This is a genomic window from Sphingopyxis sp., assembly GCF_040216815.1.
In the GTDB taxonomy this organism is placed as follows: domain Bacteria; phylum Pseudomonadota; class Alphaproteobacteria; order Sphingomonadales; family Sphingomonadaceae; genus Sphingopyxis.
In genome coordinates this window covers 262,995-282,748 of the sequence record NZ_JAVJOJ010000001.1, presented here as the reverse complement: position 1 = coordinate 282,748, position 19,754 = coordinate 262,995, and the positions used below count along the sequence as shown (strand labels likewise).

The following is a 19,754-nucleotide window of genomic DNA, read 5'->3' as shown; positions in this document are numbered from 1 at the left end:
GTGCGAGGTAATTGCGCGGGATCGGCCGTTCCCGTCATCCCGTGCCTGTCGAGGCGATGGGGGAAGGACAGGCGCGATGCGAGGATGGGCGGCTTTGGCGCTGTTGTGTCTGGTTTCGGCGTGCGGCGCCCCCGCCGATCGCGCTCCGGGCGCCGCGACCCCCGAAGGGTATCGCGAGGCAGCGGCGGCATTCGACGCCGCGATCGCGGCGAAGGACAAGCCGACGTTGCAGCGCCTGATCGCCGACGATTTCCTGTGGGTGCGCGGCAGCGGCGCGACGGGCGACAAGGCGGCGTTCATCGCCGCGCTGGCCGCCCCGTCGATCCGCATCGAACCCTTTCAGCCTGCCGCGCCGCGCTGGATCACCAGCGGCGACAGCGCGCTGCTCGCCGCGACCAACACGCTGCGCGGCCGCGCCGACGGCGCGCCCTTCGTCGACCGCCACCGTTTCGCCGACCATTGGTTGTGGCGCGGCGGCAGGTGGCAGCTCGTCTATGCCCAGGTGACGCCGGTGCCGGGGGCGAGCGACGACGTGGCCGATTAGCCCCGGGGTACCGGCTTAGCCAGCGAGAGCATGTCGCGCGGGCCCGCGCCGTGGCGCGGCCGAACGTCATCGTCGCCCACCATGGCGGTACGGTCCAGTCGCAGCTGGCGCCCCCGGCGCTTACGCCTTTGTTAAACAGTGCGGCTTAGCCTCTGGTCGCTTTCGAGGGGGCCGGGCCATGATTTATCGTCTGATATTGATCGCAGCGATGCTGTTCACCGCCGGCTGCGGCAAGATTGCCGAGCTGACCAACCAGACCAGAATCGTGGCGGCGCCGCGCGAGGAGGTTTTCGCCAAGATGTTCGGCGACGGCAGCATGTTCACCGGCCTGCCGCTCGTGACCAACGGCGGATCGACGCGCCTGTACGAACTCGTCGCGCAAAAGGGCGAGCCGGGTTTCGAGAAACTGGTGCCGAAGCAGCGACCCGACGCCTATAAGATCAAATTCGCCGTCGCCATGGAAATTCCCCGCGAGGCGCACCTGATTTACAGCGTCGACGACGGCGCGCTTCTCACGGGGCTCAGATTCACCTTTGACGAACTGGCGCCCGACCGGACGCGGGTGACCTTTGCGGTCGACGACCTCACGGGCGACGGATCGGACGGCCTTGCCGTCAACCGGTCGGCGCTGCACCGCGTCGCGCGCCAGGCGCTGCGCCGACTCGACGCGTTCGACGCGGCGAAGGAACCCGCCTGACGCGTTTCGCCGGCGCCGTCATGGCAGATCCGGGGAGCGCGGGCGCGCGCGGGCGGACCCAAAATATCCTCCCATGAGGCGGGGGCGCCTTGCGCGGGCCTTGCCCTCGCGCCGCGGGCGCGGCACAGCGGTCGGCGATGATCTATGATCGGAGAATCGCCATGAAATCGCTGTCCTTTGCCGTTGCGCTCGCGCTCCAGTCCGCTCTCGTGCCCGTTGCCCAGGCCAAGCTCAGCCAAGCCGAACGCACGATGACGAAGACGGTGGCCGCCGAGCAGGAGCGGCATGTCGCGTTGCTCGAAAAGCTGGTCAACCAGAACAGCGGTTCGCTCAATCTCGATGGGGTGGAAAAGGTCGCGGCGATGATGCGCGCCGAGCTTGAACCGCTGGGTTTCGAGGTGACGTGGAAACCGATGCGCGACACCGGCCGCGCGGGGCATCTGATCGCGACGCACGAAGGCCGGAGAGACGGCAAGCGGCTGTTGCTGATCGGCCATCTCGACACGGTGTTCGAGCCCGATTCGCCCTTTCAGACCTTCACCCGGATGGGCGACAAGGCCAAGGGGCCGGGGGTCGGCGACAATAAGGGCGGGATGGTCGTCGTCGTCGCGGCGCTGCGCGCGATGCACCGGGCGGGAACGCTGCAGGGCGCGAATATCGAATTTCACATGACGGGCGACGAGGAAGATACCGGCGATCCGATCGACAAGGCGCGCGCCGACCTGATCGCGGCGGGCAAGCGCAGCGACGTCGCGCTGGAGTTCGAGGGGCTGGTCCGCGATGGCGGCGCCGACATGAGCTCGATCGCGCGGCGCAGTTCGGAAAGCTGGCAGGTCACGGCGACCGGCAGGACGGGCCACAGTTCGGGCATTTTCAGCGCCCATGCGGGCGACGGCGCGATTTACGAGCTGGCGCGGATCATCCACCGGTTCCGCACCGAATTGCCCGAACCCCATTTGACCTTCAACGTCGGGCTGATCGCGGGCGGCGAGCAGGTCGCGCTCGACGACGGCAAGATCCGCGCGAGCGCCAACGGCAAGACCAATATCATCGCCGCCACCGCCATCGCGCGCGGCGACCTGCGCACGCTGTCGGCGGAGCAGGCGGCGCGCGTGAAGGCCAAAATGGCGGCGATCGTCGCCGATCATGCGCCGGGAACCGGGGCGACGCTGGCCTTCGACCCCGGCGGTTATCCCGCGATGGCGCCGACCGAGGGCAATCGCGCGCTGCTGGCACGGCTGAACGCCGTCAACCGCGACCTCGGCCTCGCCGAGATGGCAGCGCTCGATCCGTTGAAGCGCGGCGCCGCCGACGTCAGTTTTGTCGCGCCCCATGTCGACAGCCTGGCGGGACTCGGCGCCCATTCGACGGGCGATCACGGCCCCGACGAAACGGTCGATCTGCCCAGCATCACGCGGCAGGCGACGCGCGCGGCGATCCTGATGTCGCGCCTTGCGGCCGAAAAGCGCTGACCCGCCAGTTTTCGCAGTTGGCCGCGCTTGATTCATGCGCCACAGTGATTAGGTAGCAATCCAAGACGGAATCCACCGCCGATGGGAGAAAGATGATGAGCACCGAAACGCACCTGAAGCAACATTATATCGGCGGTCAGTGGGTCGACAGCCAGGGCGGCAAGCTGCACGAGGTCATCAACCCTGCGACCGAAGAAGCGGCGTCGACCGTCGTTCTCGGCACCGCAGCCGACGTCGATGCGGCCGTTGCCGCCGCGAAAGAAGCGTTCAAGAGCTTTTCGCAGACGACGCGCGAAGAGCGGCTGGAGCTTTTGAACCGCATCGTCGAGGAATATAAGAAGCGCGCAGGCGATCTTGCCAAATCGATGGCGGCCGAAATGGGTGCGCCGGTGAGCTTTGCCGGCACCGCGCAGGTCGGCGCGGGCATCGGCGGCTTTCTGGGCACGATCGCGGCGCTCAAGGATTTCAGCTTCAGCGAACAGCATGGCGCGAACAAGGTCGTGTACGAACCGATCGGTGTCGTCGGCATGATCACGCCGTGGAACTGGCCGCTCAACCAGATCGCGCTGAAGGTCGCTCCGGCGCTCGCCGCGGGGAATACGATGGTGCTCAAGCCGTCGGAAGAGTGCCCCGGAAATGCGGTGATCTTTGCCGAGATCCTCGACGCCGCGGGCGTCCCGCCGGGCGTGTTCAATCTGGTACAGGGCGATGGCCCGACCGTGGGCAATGCGATCAGCGCGCATCCGGGGATCGAGATGGTGAGCTTTACCGGATCGACCCGCGCGGGCATCCTCGTCGCGAAGGCCGCGGCCGATACGGTCAAGCGCGTGCATCAGGAACTCGGCGGCAAGTCGCCGAACATCGTGCTTCCCGACGCCGACCTGGAAACCGTGCTGCCCCCGACGGTGCAGGGCGTGCTCGTCAACACGGGCCAAAGCTGTATCGCGCCGACGCGCATCCTCGTCCAGAAAGAGCGCGAAGCCGAGGCGGTCGGCGTCATCAAGGCGATGTTCGACGGCACGCAGGTCGGCGATCCGATGAGCGAAGGCTGCCATATCGGCCCCGTCGTCAACAAGGCCCAGTTCGAGAAAATCCAGGGCCTTATCCAGTCGGCGATCGACGAAGGCGCGACGCTGGAGACCGGCGGCACCGGCCTGCCGAGCAACGTCAACCGCGGCTATTATGTGAAGCCGACGGTGTTTTCGGGCGTCACCCCGAACATGCGCATCGCCAAGGAAGAGATTTTCGGACCCGTCGCGACGGTCATGGCCTATGACACGCTCGACGAGGCGGTCGAGATCGCCAACGACACCGAATATGGCCTGTCGGCGGTGGTGTCGGGCGACCCTGCCAAGGCGGCCGACATCGCGCCCAAGCTGCGCGCCGGGATGGTCGCCGTGAACGCCTGGGGCCCTGGCCCCGGCGCGCCGTTCGGTGGTTACAAGGCGTCGGGCAACGGCCGCGAGGGCGGATTGTTCGGGCTCAAGGACTTCATGGAAGTCAAAGCGATCAGCGGCATTCCGGCGTAACGGTCGTCGCCCCCGCGAAGGCGGGGGCCGCGGGCGTCCTTGTGCGGCGTCGTTGCGTAAACCTCCAGCGGCCCCCGCCTTCGCGGGGGCGACGTGAGGATCATCGAACCCCTCCCGTAAACGGGAGGGGTTTTGCTTTGCAGCATTAGCGATTATGCGCCCGCCATGATCACCCGCTCCCCGCTCGCCCCTGCGTCCTTTCCCGATCTTCCCGAAATCGCCGGGGTGACGCGCCGCGTCGCGCGCGCGCGGTACAAGGATTGGGACCGGTGCGACCTTACCTATGTCGAGCTGGCGCCGGGCACGACGGTCGCGGGCGTTTTTACGCGCAATGTGTGCTGCTCGTCCGAGGTCGAGATGGGCCGCGAACAGGTGAAGGACGGCGCGGCGCGCGCGCTGATCGTCAATGCCGGCAACAGCAATGCCTTCACCGGCTATCGCGGGCGCGAAGCGGTCGAGGCGATCATGGACCAGGTCGCGGGCCATCTCGGCTGCGATGCGAACGAAGTCTTCGTCAGCTCGACCGGCGTGATCGGCGTGCCGCTGCCCAAGGACAAGGCGCGCGCCGGGGTCGAGGCGGCGCTCACCGCCGCGCCCTGTTCGTGGGAAGCCGCCGCCGAGACGATCGGCACGACCGACACCTTTGCCAAGGGCGCGGCGGCGAGCGCGATCGTCGATGGCCGCACGGTCCATGTCGCGGGCATCGTCAAGGGATCGGGCATGATCGCGCCCGACATGGCGACGATGCTCGGCTATATCTTCACCGACGCCGCGGTCGCGCCCGCGCTGTTGCAGGACATGCTGCGCGAAGCCACCGGCGGCAGTTTCAACAGCATCACCGTCGACAGCGATACCTCGACCAACGACACGGTGCTGCTGTTTGCAACCGGGCAGGCGGGCAATCCCCTGCTCACGACCCGCGACGATCCGGGCGCCGACGCGCTATATGCGGCGATCCGCGACGTCGCGCTGGCCCTTGCGCAACAAGTCGTGCGCGACGGCGAGGGGGCGTCGAAGTTCATCGAGGTTCAGGTCACCGGCGCGGTCAGCGACGAGAGCGCCCGGCGCGTCGCGCTCGCGATCGCCAATTCGCCGCTGGTCAAGACCGCGATCGCGGGCGAAGACGCCAATTGGGGCCGCGTCGTGATGGCGGTGGGCAAGGCGGGCGAACCCGCCGACCGCGACCGGCTTGCGATCCGCTTCGGTGATTTTTGGGTGGCGAAGGACGGGTTGCCGGTGGATGGTTATGACGAGGCGCCGGTCGCGGCGCATCTCAAAGGCCAGGACATCCGTGTCGGTGCGGATCTGGGTCTTGGCGAAGGCCGCGCGACGGTTTGGACGTGCGATCTGACGCACGGCTATATCAGCATCAACGCCGATTACCGGAGTTGAGTTGTCAACGTCGCCCCCGCGAAGGCGGGGGCCGCCCGCAACCTTGCGCGATGCCGATAGCGGCCCCCGCCTTTGCGGGGGCGACGGCTGGCGTCAAAGCGCCCCTTCGAGCCAGCCCTTGAGCGCGCTTTTCGGCGCGGCGCCGACCTTGGTGTCGGCGATCTCGCCATTTTTGAACAGGATCATCGTCGGGATGCCGCGCACGCCATATTTGCTGGGCGCGTCGGGATGGTCGTCGATATTGAGCTTGGCGATCACGACTTTGCCGGCCAGTTCGTCCGAAATTTCCTCGAGCGCGGGGCCGATCATCTTGCACGGGCCGCACCATTCGGCCCAGAAATCGACGAGCACGGGAGTGTCGCTGTCGAGGACGTCCGACTGAAAGCTGGCGTCGGTGATGGCTTTGGTACCCATGGCTTGAACTCCTGAAATTCGCTTGATCCCAAGCTAGGGCGTCGGCGCGCCGGGCTCAAGGGCCGAACCCGGCAAATTCGCCTTGCTGGCCGCCAAGCCCGGCTTGTGCGTGTCGAGCAGCGCGTCGCCCAGCGCGATCAGCCGCGGTGCGGCGGTATAGAGCAGCGCCGCCGTCACCGCCCGGCCGGGAAAGATGACGCGCAGCGCGTCGCGATAGGCGGCCATCTGGCGCAGATAGGCCGGCTGGACCTCTGCGGCGCTTGCCGGGACGTGGCGCCCCGTCTTGAAATCGATCACCGTGACGGCGTCGCCGGTGACGCGCAGGCGGTCGACGATGCCCGCGACGACGACGCCGTCGACCACCGCCGACAGCGGCACTTCAGCCAGGCTGTCCGGCCCGAACAGCGGCGCATGGGCGGGATCGCCCAGCACCGCCAGAACCTCATCGACCATCGCCGCGCGCGCCGCCGCGTCGAGCGCGGGCGCCTGTACCGACAGCCAGTGCAGCGCGGCGCCGCGGCGACGATCGGCCGCGACCGGCGGCAATCGTTCGAACAGCGAATGGAGCAGCAACCCGCGCGCGACCGCGGCGGCGCGCTCGCCCCCCTGGGGCGGTGCGGCGACGTCGTCGTCGCCGAGGGCCGAGGGCGCAAGCGGGCGCGGCGGTCGCGCTTCCTCCGGTGCCGGGCGTGTCGCCCAGGCGGGAATGGGCGCCGCCCCCGCCGCGGCAACCTGCGCCTCGCGGCGCCGCGCCCAGGCCTTTGCATGGACGCTGTGGACGCGCTTTTGCCCCCAGCGCGGGCCGGCGTCCTGCCATTCGACCCCCATGTCCTCCATCACCTGGTCGACCGCGCGGTGCCAGCATTGTTCGGGGACCGAGCGATCCTCGGCCTTGGTGACGCCCGCGACGACCAGCAACTCCTCGGCGCGCGTCATCGCGACGTAGAGCAGCCGCCAATGTTCCTCGATCTCGGCGCGCGCCTTGGCGTCGTGCGCCTCGGCAACCGGCCCGTGGCGCTCGTCCTTGGGCAGCGCGAAGACGGGCAGCCTGTCCCAGCCGCCAAGCGACAGGTCGAAACCGCGCAGCCGCTGGTCGGGATCGTCGGTCGCATCGGCGAGGATGACGAACGGCGCCTGCAATCCCTTCGACCCGTGAACGGTCATCACGCGCACGACGTCGCTGCGTGCCTCGGTCTGGCGTTTGATGTCGGCGCGGCTTCCCTCGACCTCGCTCAGAAAGCCGAGAAGCGACGGCGTATGCTGGCGCTCGAAAGAAAGTGCCTGATTCAGCAGTTCGTCGATCGGGTCGCGCGCCTCGCGCCCCAGCCGCGCGTAAAGCCGCCGCCGCCCCTGCATCGGCCCCGACAGGATACGGTCGAGGAAGCGGTAGGGCGTCGTGAAATCGGCCATGCCGAGCAGGTGGCGAAGCGCCTCCATCGTTGCTGCCGGAACCTCGGCCTCGCGCTCGCGCAACTGTTCCCACAGAGCGCGCTTGCCGCGCCCGTGCGCAAAGGCGAACACATCGTCCTGCGACCAGCCGATCAGCGGCGAGACGAGAAGCGCCGCGAGATTGAGGTCGTCGAGCGGCTGGATCGCAAAGCGCATCGCGGCGAGCAGATCCTGGACGCCGAGCGGCTGCGTCAGCGCGAAGCGGTCGACCCCCGCGACGGGGACGCCGAGCGACTGCAAACGCGCGACGATCCGCGCCGCGAGGTCGCGGCGGCGGCGGACGAGGATCAATATGTCGCCCGGCGCCACGCTGCGCCCGTCCTTGCCATGGGTGATCCAGTCGTGAACTTCGCCCGCGATCGCGCGCGACAGGCGCAGGCTGGCGGGGTCGTTCGCGGGGGCGAGCGGATCGGTGCCTTCGCCAGCGTCGTCGTCGGCCGCCTCGTCGCTCTCCTCCGCGGCCGCGAGCGCTTTGCCGACCGGCAGCGGCTGCCACAGCTCGACGCGGCCGGGGTGCGCGCTGCGGAAAGGCAGGTGCGGCGGTTCGTCGCTTGCGAGCCCCATCAATTCGGTGCCGCCGCCCGCAATCCATCGGTCGACGACGTCGAGGACCGCGGGGCTGGAGCGATAATTTGTCACCAGATCGACCGCGGCAAAGGGCTGGCCACCGTCGAGCGCCCATTCGCCGAAGCGGATGCGGGCGGCCTCGAACGCCGCGGGCTCGGTGCCCTGAAAACCGAAGATCGCCTGTTTGCGGTCGCCGACGGTGAACAGCGTGCGGACACGCTCCTCCTTGGCGCCCGCGCCGGCGAAAAATTCGGACGCGAGCGCGGCGACAATCGCCCACTGGCGGGTGTTGGTATCCTGCGCCTCGTCGACCAATATATGATCGGTGCGCTGGTCGAGCTTGAAGCGCACCCACTCGCCGAACTGGCCGAGCCGGAGCAGCGCCGCCGCGATCGAGATCAGGTCGTCGAAATCGGCGAGCGCGCCGTCGCGTTTCGCCAGCGCATAGGATTCGGCAAAGCGGCTGCCGAGATCCCACGCCGCCGCCAGATCGTCGGCGACCGCCATCGCGCGCGCGGTGGCATTGAGCGCCTGCGCCGCGTCGACGATCGCCGCGGCGCTGTCGACGCAATCGGTCATCCGGCCCTTGTCGCCCGCGAAGTCGGCGCGCAGCTCGCCCTTGTTGGTGAGGAAGCAGCCGAGCAGGTCGCCGAGCATCGCACCGCGCGCGGGCGGATCGGCGGCCAGCCAGCGCGCCATGACATCGGCGCAGGCGAGCCCGGTTTTCGTCCCCCAGCCGGTCCCGCTCGCCGCGACCGCGGCGACATGCGCATCGGCGATCGCGCCCGCGGCCAATTCGGCCGCCAGCCACGCGTCGGCACCGCCGTCCGGCAGGTCAAGCGCGGTGCGCAGATCGCCGCCGCGGGGCGGCAGGATTCGCGTCTGGAACGGCGCGACAAAGGCGTGCGCGCAGCGGGTCAGAAAGGCCATGGCGGCATCCTGCCCCATGCGCCGCGACAGCATCGCCGCCTGTTCGCGCATCGTTTCGCCGTCGCTGGCCGGCTCGGCGAGCAGCGCGCCCAGCACCTGCCGCTGCAATTCGGCGGCCTCGCCGTCTTCCATCGCGCGGAAGCCGGGCAGGATTTTCGCTTCGAGCGGAAAGCTGGCGAGCAGCGTCTGGCAGAAGCTGTGGATCGTCTGCACGCGGATCGCGCCCGCCGCGCTGTCGATAACGGTCGCGAACAGCGACCGCGCGCGGTCGAGAATGCCGGGTTGGCGCCAGTCGGCGCCGAGCGCGTTGAGATCGAGCCGGAGGTCGCCGTCGTCCATGCGCACCCACAGCGCGAGCCGTTCGTGGATGCGGTGCGCCATTTCGGCGGCGCCCGCCTTGGTAAAGGTGATGCAGAGGATGGCGTCGGGCGCGACGCCCGAAAGCATCAGCCGCAGCACGCGCGCCGACAGCACCTGCGTCTTGCCGGTACCCGCCGACGCACCGAGCCAGACATGCTCGTCGGGCTGGGCGGCGGCCTGCTGCGCGGGGTCGAGATCGTGGAGCCGCGTCATGCCGCGTCCCCGGCATCGCGCCCGAACCATTCGTCGCGGCGCATCAGCTGGTCGTAATCGGTGAAGCGTTTGGCGGCGTCGCCCGGTACGAACGCGGCACCGCCGAGCAGATAGGCGGCGGTAAGGTCGGCGAAGGCGTCATAGGCGCGCGCGACGGCGTCTTCGGCGGTCTTGAGCTTGCGTCGGCCGCCGTGCGTCGGCGCGACGCTGCCGTCGATGCCTTTGGCGCGGTCGGGCTTGAGGCTCCAATATTCGAGCGCGTGGATCGGGCCTGCAGCGACGCCTTCGATCTTTCCCATTTCGGCGAGCAGGCCGAGCAGGCCCAGCTGGTTGTCGAGGCCTTCGGCCGCGGCGGTGCCGCTCGGCGCGGCGCCGGTCTTGTAATCGACAACGGCAAGGCTGCCGTCCGCAAGGCGGTCGATGCGGTCGGCCTTGCCCGTCAGGCGGATGCCATCGAGTTCGTGCACGCCGCTGGCCTCGCTCGCGACGGGTTCGCGCCCCGCGGCGCGCGCTTCGGCGACGCGCGCCGCCGCCCAGCGCAGCGCAGGTTCGATACGCGGAAACCAGAAAGCGCGCGCGAGCGCATCGAGCGCGGGGTCGTCGTACAGGCGGCGAAGCTCGGCCGCGAGTGCATCGGGTGTCGCGCCGGCGCGCTGCCAATCCTCCATGAATTTGTGGACGCGCGTACCTAGCCAGCGCGGGTCGGGCCCGGCGCGGAGCGGGTCGAGCACCGACAGGCGGAGGATGCGCCCCGCGTAAAAGGCGTAGGGGTCTTTCGCGAGCCGGTCGACGTCGGTGACGCCGATCTGCGCCGGGCGCGCGTCGGCGGGCGGGCAGGGGCGGGGTTTCGGTGCGGGTTCGACCGGCCCCGGCGGTACGTCGAGCGCGGCGGCGAGCGCGGTGAGGCTTGCGCCGTCCAGCCGAGCGTCGGGCAAGTCCCCGGCGAGCGCGGCGAGCCGCAGCCAGAAGCGCGAAGCCACCGCGGGATCGCCGCCGCTGCGCTCTGCGCGCGTCACGACGACCTCGCGCGCGGCAAAGGCGCCGGCGAAATCATGCGCCGCCATCCCCTGCTGGCGTTCGGGTGCGGCGATCCCCAGCATCCGGCGGATGCCGGGCGCGAGCCACGGATCGGGGCTTTGCTGCGGCGGCCAGCGTCCCTCGTCGAGCCCGCCGAGGATCATCAGGTCGGCGCGTTGCAGCCGCGCTTCGAGCAGGCCCCAGATAAAGAGGCGCGGATGCCCGCCATAGGGCGGCCGCACCGTCTCGCCCGCCAAGAGGTCGGCGAGCATCGCGGGGACGTCGGCCGGGACAAGGCGCGCGGGGCCGGCATCGGCGGCGAGCGCCCAGCGGTCGAACAGCTCGGCAAGCGCTCGGCCCGCATGGCCCGTCCACGCGCCATCGCCGGTCAGCCAGACGAGCGCGTCGTGCAGCGCGGCGAGCAGGGGGGCCGGCGGAAGGGGCGTCCCGCGCGCCAGCGGGGCGAGCGCGGCGCCGAGGCCCGCGGCCAGCTGGTCCCACCATTCGCCGATCGCCTGCGCTTCCTTATGGCCGCGTGCCCTCGGGTCGGCGGCGCGCTCGGCAATGCGTGCGGCGATACCGTCCCAGCCGGGCGCGAGTCCGGGACCACGGAGCACGAGGTCGAGTCGCCGCACCTGATCGAGCCATTCGCGCCGCGCTTCGCCCGCACGGACGAGCGGGTGGCCGAGCAGCGCGATCAGCCGCACGGGATCGAAGGCCGCCGCCAGATCGGCGAGCTGAAGCAGCAGCGCGCCTGGGGGCGTCTGGCCGAGCGGCTGCCCCGCGCTATCGTCGACGACGATGTCCCAGCGCGCGAGCGCCGCGGCGACGCGGGTTGCCAGCGCGCGGTCGGGGGTGACAAGCGCGGCGGTCCGGCCCGGCGTTTCGAGCGCGTGGCGCATCAAGAGCGCGATACCCTGTGCCTCCTGCCCGTCGTCGGCGAAGGTCGCGGCGCGCACGCCCGCAAGCCCCGGCGTCATGTCGCCCGCTTGCTGCCAGCGCGCGGTATAGGCGGCGGGTGCGAACAACAGCGAGGTAAAGGCGGCGCGCGCGTCGGGGCCATCGAAGGACGAGGCGGCGTCCCATTCGCGCACCTCGCCCCGCGCTACGCCCATGCGGCCGAGCAGCAGCTTTAAATGATATTGCGGATGCGTTTCGAGCGGGCGGGCGGGATTGTCGGGATCATGTTTCACCGGGCCGAGGGCGTCCCATTCCTCGGGCGCCATGCCAAGGTCGAGCCCCGGTAGCACGACCATGCCGCCCGGAAGATCGGCGACGGTGCGCAGCAGCCGCGCGATCGCGGGTGCCGCGGTGGTGACGCCCGCCGCGACGACAAAGCGCGCGGGCGGCGTGATCTGCCAACTCCCGCGGATACGATCGAGCAGGCGGTTGCGGCGGTCGGCGCGGTCGATATGCCCCGTCGCGGCAAGCCGCCCCGGCCATTCGTCGACGAGAAGCGACAGCCGCCGCCACGACGCCTGCCAATGCCCGGCAAGGTCGCCGAGCGCGGCTTCGATGTCGGCGAGCCGCGCGGGCGCGACCTCTTCATAATGGAGCTGGTCGATCACGCGCCCCAGCCCCTCGGCAAGCTGGAATGCCGCAGCGCCCGTGACCGGATCTTCGCCCGGCGGGGTGTGCGCCTCGATCAGCCGGGCGAGCATCAGGCGGCGGCGCAGCGCGTCGATCGCGGGCGGGATATGGGCGCTTTCGTCGATCGGATCGAGCGCGAGCGCCACCGATTCGTCGAGGTCGGCGTCGCCGATCACCGCGAGCCGCGGCATCAGCAACCCCGCGCCGCCCGCGCGCACGAACGCCGCCTGCACCGCGGTCCGCGCGCGGTTGCTCGGCAGCAGGATCAACCCTTCGGCAAGTCCCAGCGCGCCGTCGGCATGGCGGTCCATCAGCCCCGCCGCGAGCGCATCGGCAAAGGCCCGCTGAACGGGGATGGAGAAGAGGGTGGGGCGGCCGGTCGCCATCGTCACACTTTCTTCGTCATCCCGGCGCAGGCCGGGATCTCTCCGTACCGTTTCCACGCACCGGCGAGATCCCGGCCTGCGCCGGGATGACGATCGGTGTCAAACCTCACTCAGCGCCGCTTCGGTCGGCGCGATACTCGCCGGGGTGCCGACGTCGAACCATTGTCCCATGTGCGACAGACCATAGAGCCGGCCCGCCGCAATCGCGCGGTCCCACAGGATGTTCGTCGAAAAAGGGCCTTCGGGCGCGCCGTCCAGCAGCCGCGGCGAAATCAGCTGGATGCCGGTATAGACGAAGGGCGCGATGCGGCCCGGCTTGCGGCGGCTGAGCCTGCCGTCGCCGTCCATGTGAAAATCGCCCCTGCCGCGATGTCCCGTCGCGCTCGCCTGGCGGATGACGAGCAGCAGCGCGTCCATCCGCGCACCGTCCCAATGCCGCGCCAGATGGCGGATGCTGTCCACCGGCCCGTCGGTCCAGATATTGTCGCTGTTGACGATCAGGATCGGATCGCCGCGAAGCAGCGGCAGCGCCCGGACCATCCCGCCGCCGGTTTCGAGCAGCTGCGCGCGTTCGTCCGACACGGTGATGGAAAAGCCGCGCTTCTGCTTGGCCAGATGCGCCTCCAGCGCGTCGGCGAGATAGTGGACGTTGACGACGACATGGCCGATTCCCGCGGCTTCGATCCGGTCGAGGCTGTGGTCGATCAGCGCCTTGCCCGCGACGCGGACCAGCGGCTTGGGCCGTGTCGCGGTCAGCGGACGCATCCTTTTGCCGATTCCCGCCGCCATCACCATCGCGCTTTCGATTTTTGCGCTCACGACCAGGCCTCCGCTCGTTTTGAAACCGGGATATTGGCGTCGAACCATTGCCGGACGGGGACAAGCGCCGGGTGGGCGAGGTCGCGTTCGAGGAGGCCCCACATGCGCGGCTGGAACTGGCGGTAATGCGCCTTGTTGTCGCGTTTCCACAGCCGCACGAAGACGCCGAGTATGCGCGTGTTGCGCTGCGCCGCGAGCGCCCAATAGGCGTCCCTAATGTCGCGCGCGGTCGCTTGCTGGTAGCGCGCGAGCATCGCCGCCTCGACCGCCGGGCTGACATCGCGCCGCGCATCCTCCAGCACCGAGGCAAGATCATAGGCGGGATGGCCGATGAGAGCATCCTGAAAATCGAGCAGGCCGTAATGCGCAAGGCCCTCCTGCCCCGCGACGAGCATGATGTTTTCGGCGTGGAAATCGCGCAGCACGGTGACGCGCGGCAGCCCGTCGCTGGCGACCGGCGCGAGCGCCGCGTGCCATGCGGCGCGGAATGCGCCGCGGTCGACGGCAATGTCCAGCGCGGGGCAATACCAGTCGGTGAACAGCATCACCTCGTCCAGCCATTGGTCCAGCCCGTGCACGCGCAGTACCGGCATCGGCGGCCGCGCGTGGAGATGGACGAGAAGATCGGTCAGGCCGCTGTAATAGGCCGTTTCGCGATCCGGCGCGGCATCGACCGTTTCGCGCAGCCGCACGTCGCCGAAATCCTCGATGAGCAGCAGCCCGCGGTCGAGGTCGCGCGCGAGGATCGTCGGCGCGTTGAGCCCCGCTTCGCACAGATATTCGGCGACCGCGATGAAGGGCCGCGGATCTTCGTGCGGCGGCGGCGCGTCCATCAGCACCGCGCGCCGGTCGCCGTCGACGACCCGGAAATAGCGGCGAAAAGAAGCGTCGCCGGCAAGCGGCAATATTCGGGCATCGCTCCACCCATGCGCGGCGAGAAAGGCAGGCGCATGGGGGGGCGGAATCATCGAAGCGGCCATCGCGCCTCCCAAGCGGGCGGCACGGTTGCTGTCAAGACGCGCGCGTCGCCCTCGCCCGATATGGCGAGCGCGAGCGCGCCGGGCCAGCCGTCGCCGCCCAGCCGTTCGGGCCATTCGATGACGAGCGCGCCGTCGTAAAGATAATCGTCGAGCCCGAGTTCGATGAGCTCGCCGGGCTGTTCGATGCGATAAAGATCGACATGCGCGATCGGCAGGTCGACCTCGGGCGGCGCATAGGGCTGGACGATTGCAAAGGTCGGACTCGGCGCTTCGGTTGCGAGCCCGCGCGCCTTCAGCATCGCGCGCGCCAGCGTCGTCTTGCCCGCGCCGAGGTCGCCCGACAGCAGCACGACATCGCCGGGCGCCAGCACCGCGCCGATTGCCGCGCCGATGGCGTCGGCTTCGTCGAGAGAGTAGGGATGACGAGATTGCATCAAGGTTCAGCGCAGCCGTGAAAAAAAAACCATGCGCTCCCGCGAAGGCGGGAGCCCATCTCCGGTCGGTGCCAGTTTGAACCCGCAGGAGATGGGTCCCCGCCTTCGCGGGGACACGCCGACAATGATTGTTGCGCTAGCCATCAAATCCCCGCGGCAGGCTGACCCGCACCAGCGTTCCCTGTCCCGCCTCGCTTACCACTTCCATCGTGCCGCCGTGCGCCGCGACGAGCTGGCGCGCGAGGGCGAGGCCGATGCCGCCGGTCGCGGTTCCCGCCTGCTGCCCCTTGGCGACCGCCGCGGCGGCCTCCGGCATTCCGGGGCCGTTGTCGGACACGATGATGTCAACCCCGCGCGCGTCGCCGTCGGCGTGGAGCAGCACGCGAGCCGCCGACTTGCGCGACGGCGCCGTGAAGCGGATGGCGTTGTCGAGCAGCCCCGCGACAAGCCGCGACAGCCGCGGTGCGTCGCCCTCGATATGGCCGAGGTCGGCGGCGATATTGCCGACCAGCTCGACCTTCTCGCCGTCCGCAAGCGGCCGTGCGTCGGCGAGCGCCTTGGCGAGCAGGGCCCCCACATCGACCGGCGCGCGCTCGATCGCCAGCGTTCCGGCTTCGCCCTGCGCGAGGTCGAGCACATTGTCGATCTGGCGGCCGAGTACCGCGACCGAGTCCATGATCGCATCGACATAGGCGCGCTGCTGATCGCCGAGCTTTCCGGCATAACCCGCCTGCAACATCTCGCCGAAACCGCCGATCGAGGTGAGCGGCGTGCGCAGTTCATAGCTCATCCGCGACAGGAAGGCGGTCTTTGCGGTGTCGGCCGCCTCCAGCGCTTCGTTGCGTTCGCGCAGCGCGCCCTCCACCTTTCGGCTGGCGGTGATGTCGAGCATGATGAGCAGCGCATTGCCGTCGGGCAGCGGGATCGACGCGAAATCGAACCAGCGCCCGTCGGCGAAACCGATTTCGCCACCGCGCTGCTGTCGCTCCAGGGTCGCGGCGCGGATGACTTCCTGCACGATGCTGATCTGGTTCGGCTTCACCAGCCGGTCGGCGAGTCCGCCCATCAGAACGTCGACGCGCGGATGCGCCGCGAGCGTCGGCTCGTCGATCCCCCACAGGCGGCGGAAGCGCTGGTTCCAAAGATGCAGGCGCCCGTCGGGAGCAAACACCGCAACCGCTTCGAACAGATTGTCGAAGGTCGCCGTCCGCACGCGCAGCAGCGTGTCGCGCGCGCCCGCGAGCTGAACCTGTTCGGTCCTGTCCTCGGCAATGAGCAGCAGCCCGCCGTCGGGGGTCGGCTGCGCCACGACGTGCAGATGCGTGCCATCGCGAAGGCGCCAATCCTCTTCGCTGGCATGGGGCAGCGCGAACCAGTCGACATGCGCCTGGCGCCATTCGGGATAGTCGCGCACTTCGGGCGTTCGACCGCGCTCGCGCCATGCGTCGAGCAGCCGCGCGAACGGCCGCGCTTCTGCGACATCGTCCGTTTCCAGTCCGAACAGGCGGCGGAAGGGCAGGTTGGCAAAGGCGAGGCCCTGGTCGGGGCCGAACTGCGCGACCGCCGCCGACAGCCGGTCGAGCAGCTCGCGCTGGGTATCGACGAAACGGCGGTGGGCGCCGCGCTCGCTCTCCAGCTCCTGAATGTCGATCGCATAGCCCGCGATGCCGATCGGGCGGCCGCCTTCGGGCGCCAGCGGCACGTCGACGACGCGCATGATCCGGCGTTCGCCCTCGATCGTGACCGGGATGGTGCGCAATTGGGCCGACCCCGCCGCGCGCGCGGCATCGGCGGCGTCGGCTGCGCTGACCCCCGCCACGATTTCGCACAGCTCGACCCCGCCGTCGATCACCGCGGCGGCATCCTTTGCCTCGACCGCCCGGACATAGGCGGCGTTGACGAGCGCGAGCCGCAGGTCGGTATCGCGGAACCACATGGGGAAGGGCGCCGCCTCGATCAGCCCCGACAATGCCTCGAACGCCGCCATGGCCTCGTCGCGTTCCTGCCGCGCCCGTGCGAGGGCCTGTTGCCCGTCGGTGGCATCGCTGAGCCAGAGCAGCACACAGCCCGCTCCGCCGACCCCGGGCGGGGCGGCCGCGCCGTGCACGATGATCGTGCGGTGGCTGCCTTCGGGCTTCAGGCTGAGGACAAAGGGCTTGGCGCCGCGCTGCGCGCCCAGGATCGCCTGCCGCAACAGATCGTGGCTTTCGGCGCCAAGGCCGCTGTCGAGCCCGCGCAGCTCATCGAAATTGCGCGGGCCGTGTTCGAGCCCCAGCCAGCGGCCCAGCCGCTCGCTCGCCTCGATCCGCCAGTCGGCGCGGACGATCACCGGAAGCTGCGGCGAGGCTTCGACCAGGCTTGCCAGCCGCTCGGCCTGCCCGCCGACGAACGCTGCGCGCCGCTGCATCGCAATCCCGCGCAGCGTCGCCCACAATCCGGCGAGCAGCCACAGCGCCGCGAACAGGCCGAAAGCAAAGAGCAGCGCCGGGGAAAGCGTATCGCTCATCCCGCCTCAAATCCTCGTCTGTCCGGCCGTCCCGCGCGCATGATCGCCTGCCCTAGAGGCGATGGAGTCATGTTTCAATCGCATGTCATGCGGATCGGCGCGCGGCATCGTCCGATGGGCGCGCCGTCGGAGGTTTTCGTCGGAAGTAGCAGAGCCACTTCTTTCAGATTGTCATCCCGGCCTTCGCCGGGATGACGGATGGCTCAATAGCGATAATGATCGGGCTTGAACGGCCCTTCGACCGGCACGCCGATATAATCGGCCTGCTTCTGCGTCAGCTTCGACAGATGCACGCCCAGCTTTTCGAGGTGCAGCGCCGCGACCTTTTCGTCGAGATGCTTCGGCAGGACATAGACATCGTTCTTGTACTGCTCGCTGCGCGTCCAAAGCTCAATCTGCGCGAGCGTCTGGTTGGTGAAGCTCGCCGACATCACGAACGAGGGATGCCCCGTCGCATTGCCGAGGTTCACGAGGCGGCCTTTCGACAGGATGATGATCTGCTTGCCGTCGGGGAATTCAACGAGGTCGACCTGCGGCTTCACCTCGGTCCACTTGTAATTGGCGAGCGCCGCGATCTGGATCTCGCTGTCGAAGTGGCCGATGTTGCAGACGATCGCCATATTCTTCATCGCCGCCATATGTTCGGCGGTGATGACGTCGGCATTGCCCGTCGCGGTGACAAAGATGTCCGAACGCTTGACGGCTTCGTCCATCGACACGACCTCGAACCCTTCCATCGCCGCCTGGAGCGCGCAGATCGGGTCGATTTCGGTCACGAGCACGCGCGCGCCGCCGTTGCGGAGCGATTGCGCCGAGCCCTTGCCGACGTCGCCGAAGCCCGCCACGGTCGCGACCTTGCCCGCCAGCATCACGTCGGTGCCGCGGCGGATCGCGTCGACGAGCGATTCTTTACAGCCATAAAGATTGTCGAACTTCGACTTGGTCACGCTGTCGTTGACGTTGATCGCGGGGAAGGGCAGCTCGCCCTTCTTCGCGATGTGATAGAGGCGGTGGACGCCGGTGGTCGTTTCTTCCGACACGCCCTTGATCGCCTTGACCGTCTTGGTGAGATAGCCGGGCTTTGCCGCGATGAACGCCTTCAGCGCGCGCTGCATCTCGACCTCTTCCTCATTTTCGGGCGCGGGCATGGTTTCGCCCGCCTCGAGCTTGGCGCCCCACAGCGCGAACATCGTCGCGTCGCCGCCATCGTCGAGAATCAGGTTGCAGGTCTGGCCGTCACCATCCTTTTCCCAGTCGAAGATGCGGCCGACATAATCCCAATAATCGGCGAGGCTTTCGCCCTTCACCGCGAACACGGGAACGCCCGACGCAGCGATCGCGGCGGCGGCATGGTCCTGCGTCGAAAAAATGTTGCACGTCGCCCAGCGGACTTCGGCGCCGAGTGCGGTCAGCGTCTCGATGAGCACCGCGGTCTGGATCGTCATGTGGAGCGACCCGGTGATGCGGGCGCCTTTCAGTGGCTGCGATGCGCCATATTCGGCGCGCAGCGCCATAAGGCCCGGCATTTCGGTTTCGGCGATGTTGATTTCCTTGCGCCCGAAATCGGCGAGGCTGAGGTCGGCGACGACATGGTCACGGGTATCGGCGGCGAGAGTGGCCACGGGGGATTCTCCATATTGGCATGAACGACCGCAGGCGAGCGGCCACGAAAAGCTGAGCAATTTTCTTGCGCGCTCTAACCGAAAGCGCGCCGCCGATCAAATATAAACTTTTCTTTATATCGCAAGGCTGGCTCGGCCGGGCGACGATCGCCGGACATGCGAATCGGCGCGCCGACACGATGCTGCGCGCGAAAAAATTTTTGGCGGCGCCAATTGTGACAGTCCGGGCCGCACTTTTGTGACACGGAGTCGCAAAGCCCAAGATTCTGAAAATCCTGGCTTATAATGCGCCTTGCGACGAGCATAATTCGCTATTGTGACAAGAGTGTTACAAATCCCCGAAAACATTGACTTTTTGGGCTGCGCGCGGGAAAATCGACGAAAGTTTTCGGGGAGATAGAGAAGATGAAAAAAATCCTGTTGCCGCTGATCGCACTGGCGTTTGCGAGTCCCGCCGCCGCGCAATCGATCGTGGTCGTGACCGCACCACAGGCTGATTCGCAGGTGCTGCCGGTCGCTTATGCCGAGCTCAAGGCGGGAGCGAACCAGGCTGCGGTCGACAAGCTGACCGGCGAGACGACGCTCGACGCGCGCGATCCGTCGCGCCTCATCAATCTCGGCACCGCCTATGCCCGGCTGGGTCGCACCGCCGACGCGGCCGCCGCCTATGGCGCGGCGATCGACAGCCCCATTCGCTATGACGTCGAACTGGCCAGCGGCCGCTATATGGATTCGCGCTGGGCCGCGCGCACCGCGCTCGCCAATCTGGAACAGGGCCGGCCGGTCCTCGCGCTCGCGCGTTAACAAACATCACCAAACATCGTCGCCCCCGC

At 68.6% G+C, this 19,754-nt stretch carries 14 protein-coding genes; 6 read left to right on the top strand and 8 right to left on the bottom strand.

Translation table 11 applies throughout. The features are described from left to right. Positions 1 to 94 precede the first annotated feature (94 nt). From RIA72_RS01370 to argJ, 5 genes are all read left to right on the top strand, one after another. Positions 95 to 544 carry a nuclear transport factor 2 family protein gene (locus RIA72_RS01370; RefSeq protein WP_350030561.1) on the top strand — a complete coding sequence of 150 codons (450 nt, stop codon included), beginning with the start codon at positions 95 to 97 and terminating at the stop codon, positions 542 to 544. A 178-nt stretch (positions 545 to 722) separates the two neighbouring features. Then, the gene (locus RIA72_RS01365) at positions 723 to 1,241 is read left to right on the top strand and encodes a hypothetical protein (RefSeq protein WP_350030560.1); all 519 of its coding nucleotides are present in this window, start codon (positions 723 to 725) and stop codon (positions 1,239 to 1,241) included. A gap of 161 nt (positions 1,242 to 1,402) precedes the next feature. Continuing rightward, the gene (locus RIA72_RS01360; RefSeq protein ID WP_350030559.1) at positions 1,403 to 2,713 is read left to right on the top strand and encodes a M20/M25/M40 family metallo-hydrolase; all 1,311 of its coding nucleotides are present in this window, start codon (positions 1,403 to 1,405) and stop codon (positions 2,711 to 2,713) included. Between the two features lie 95 nt (positions 2,714 to 2,808). Beyond that, positions 2,809 to 4,242 carry an aldehyde dehydrogenase family protein gene (locus tag RIA72_RS01355; protein WP_350030558.1) on the top strand — a complete coding sequence of 478 codons (1,434 nt, stop codon included), beginning with the start codon at positions 2,809 to 2,811 and terminating at the stop codon, positions 4,240 to 4,242. Positions 4,243 to 4,407: 165 nt separating this feature from the next. Next, positions 4,408 to 5,634 carry a bifunctional glutamate N-acetyltransferase/amino-acid acetyltransferase ArgJ gene (gene argJ / locus RIA72_RS01350; RefSeq protein ID WP_350030557.1) on the top strand — a complete coding sequence of 409 codons (1,227 nt, stop codon included), beginning with the start codon at positions 4,408 to 4,410 and terminating at the stop codon, positions 5,632 to 5,634. 93 nt (positions 5,635 to 5,727) lie between these two features. On the opposite strand, the gene trxA is transcribed toward argJ, so the two are convergent. The 8 genes from trxA to ahcY all read right to left on the bottom strand — a co-directional run bounded on the left by trxA (position 5,728) and on the right by ahcY (position 18,921). After that, positions 5,728 to 6,048, bottom strand: a complete 321-nt coding sequence (trxA, locus tag RIA72_RS01345; protein WP_037555014.1) for a thioredoxin TrxA — start codon at positions 6,046 to 6,048, stop codon at positions 5,728 to 5,730. A gap of 33 nt (positions 6,049 to 6,081) precedes the next feature. Further along, positions 6,082 to 9,567, bottom strand: coding sequence for a double-strand break repair helicase AddA (gene addA / locus RIA72_RS01340; RefSeq protein ID WP_350030556.1), 3,486 nt, complete (start codon positions 9,565 to 9,567; stop codon positions 6,082 to 6,084). Further along, positions 9,564 to 12,560: a double-strand break repair protein AddB gene (gene addB, locus RIA72_RS01335; RefSeq protein ID WP_350030555.1), complete on the bottom strand. Its 2,997-nt coding sequence runs from the start codon at positions 12,558 to 12,560 to the stop codon at positions 9,564 to 9,566. Before addB ends, addA begins: the two co-directional genes overlap by 4 nt. Before the next feature lie 99 nt (positions 12,561 to 12,659). Then, a complete protein-coding gene (locus RIA72_RS01330; RefSeq protein ID WP_350030554.1) occupies positions 12,660 to 13,379 on the bottom strand; it encodes a nucleotidyltransferase family protein in 720 nt (239 codons plus the stop codon). Further along, positions 13,376 to 14,359 carry an aminoglycoside phosphotransferase family protein gene (locus RIA72_RS01325; protein WP_350030553.1) on the bottom strand — a complete coding sequence of 328 codons (984 nt, stop codon included), beginning with the start codon at positions 14,357 to 14,359 and terminating at the stop codon, positions 13,376 to 13,378. Before RIA72_RS01325 ends, RIA72_RS01330 begins: the two co-directional genes overlap by 4 nt. Beyond that, the gene (gene tsaE, locus RIA72_RS01320) at positions 14,344 to 14,793 is read right to left on the bottom strand and encodes a tRNA (adenosine(37)-N6)-threonylcarbamoyltransferase complex ATPase subunit type 1 TsaE (protein WP_350030552.1); all 450 of its coding nucleotides are present in this window, start codon (positions 14,791 to 14,793) and stop codon (positions 14,344 to 14,346) included. The genes RIA72_RS01325 and tsaE overlap by 16 nt, the downstream gene beginning before the upstream one ends. A gap of 136 nt (positions 14,794 to 14,929) precedes the next feature. Next, a complete protein-coding gene (locus RIA72_RS01315; protein ID WP_350030551.1) occupies positions 14,930 to 17,299 on the bottom strand; it encodes a PAS domain-containing sensor histidine kinase in 2,370 nt (789 codons plus the stop codon). 203 nt (positions 17,300 to 17,502) lie between these two features. Continuing rightward, entirely contained in the window at positions 17,503 to 18,921 is a 1,419-nt protein-coding gene (gene ahcY / locus RIA72_RS01310) for an adenosylhomocysteinase (protein ID WP_350030550.1), read from the bottom strand. Between the two features lie 405 nt (positions 18,922 to 19,326). Here ahcY and RIA72_RS01305 point away from each other — a divergent pair, with 405 nt between their 5' ends. Further along, positions 19,327 to 19,725, top strand: coding sequence for a hypothetical protein (locus RIA72_RS01305; RefSeq protein ID WP_350030549.1), 399 nt, complete (start codon positions 19,327 to 19,329; stop codon positions 19,723 to 19,725). Positions 19,726 to 19,754: the final 29 nt, after the last annotated feature.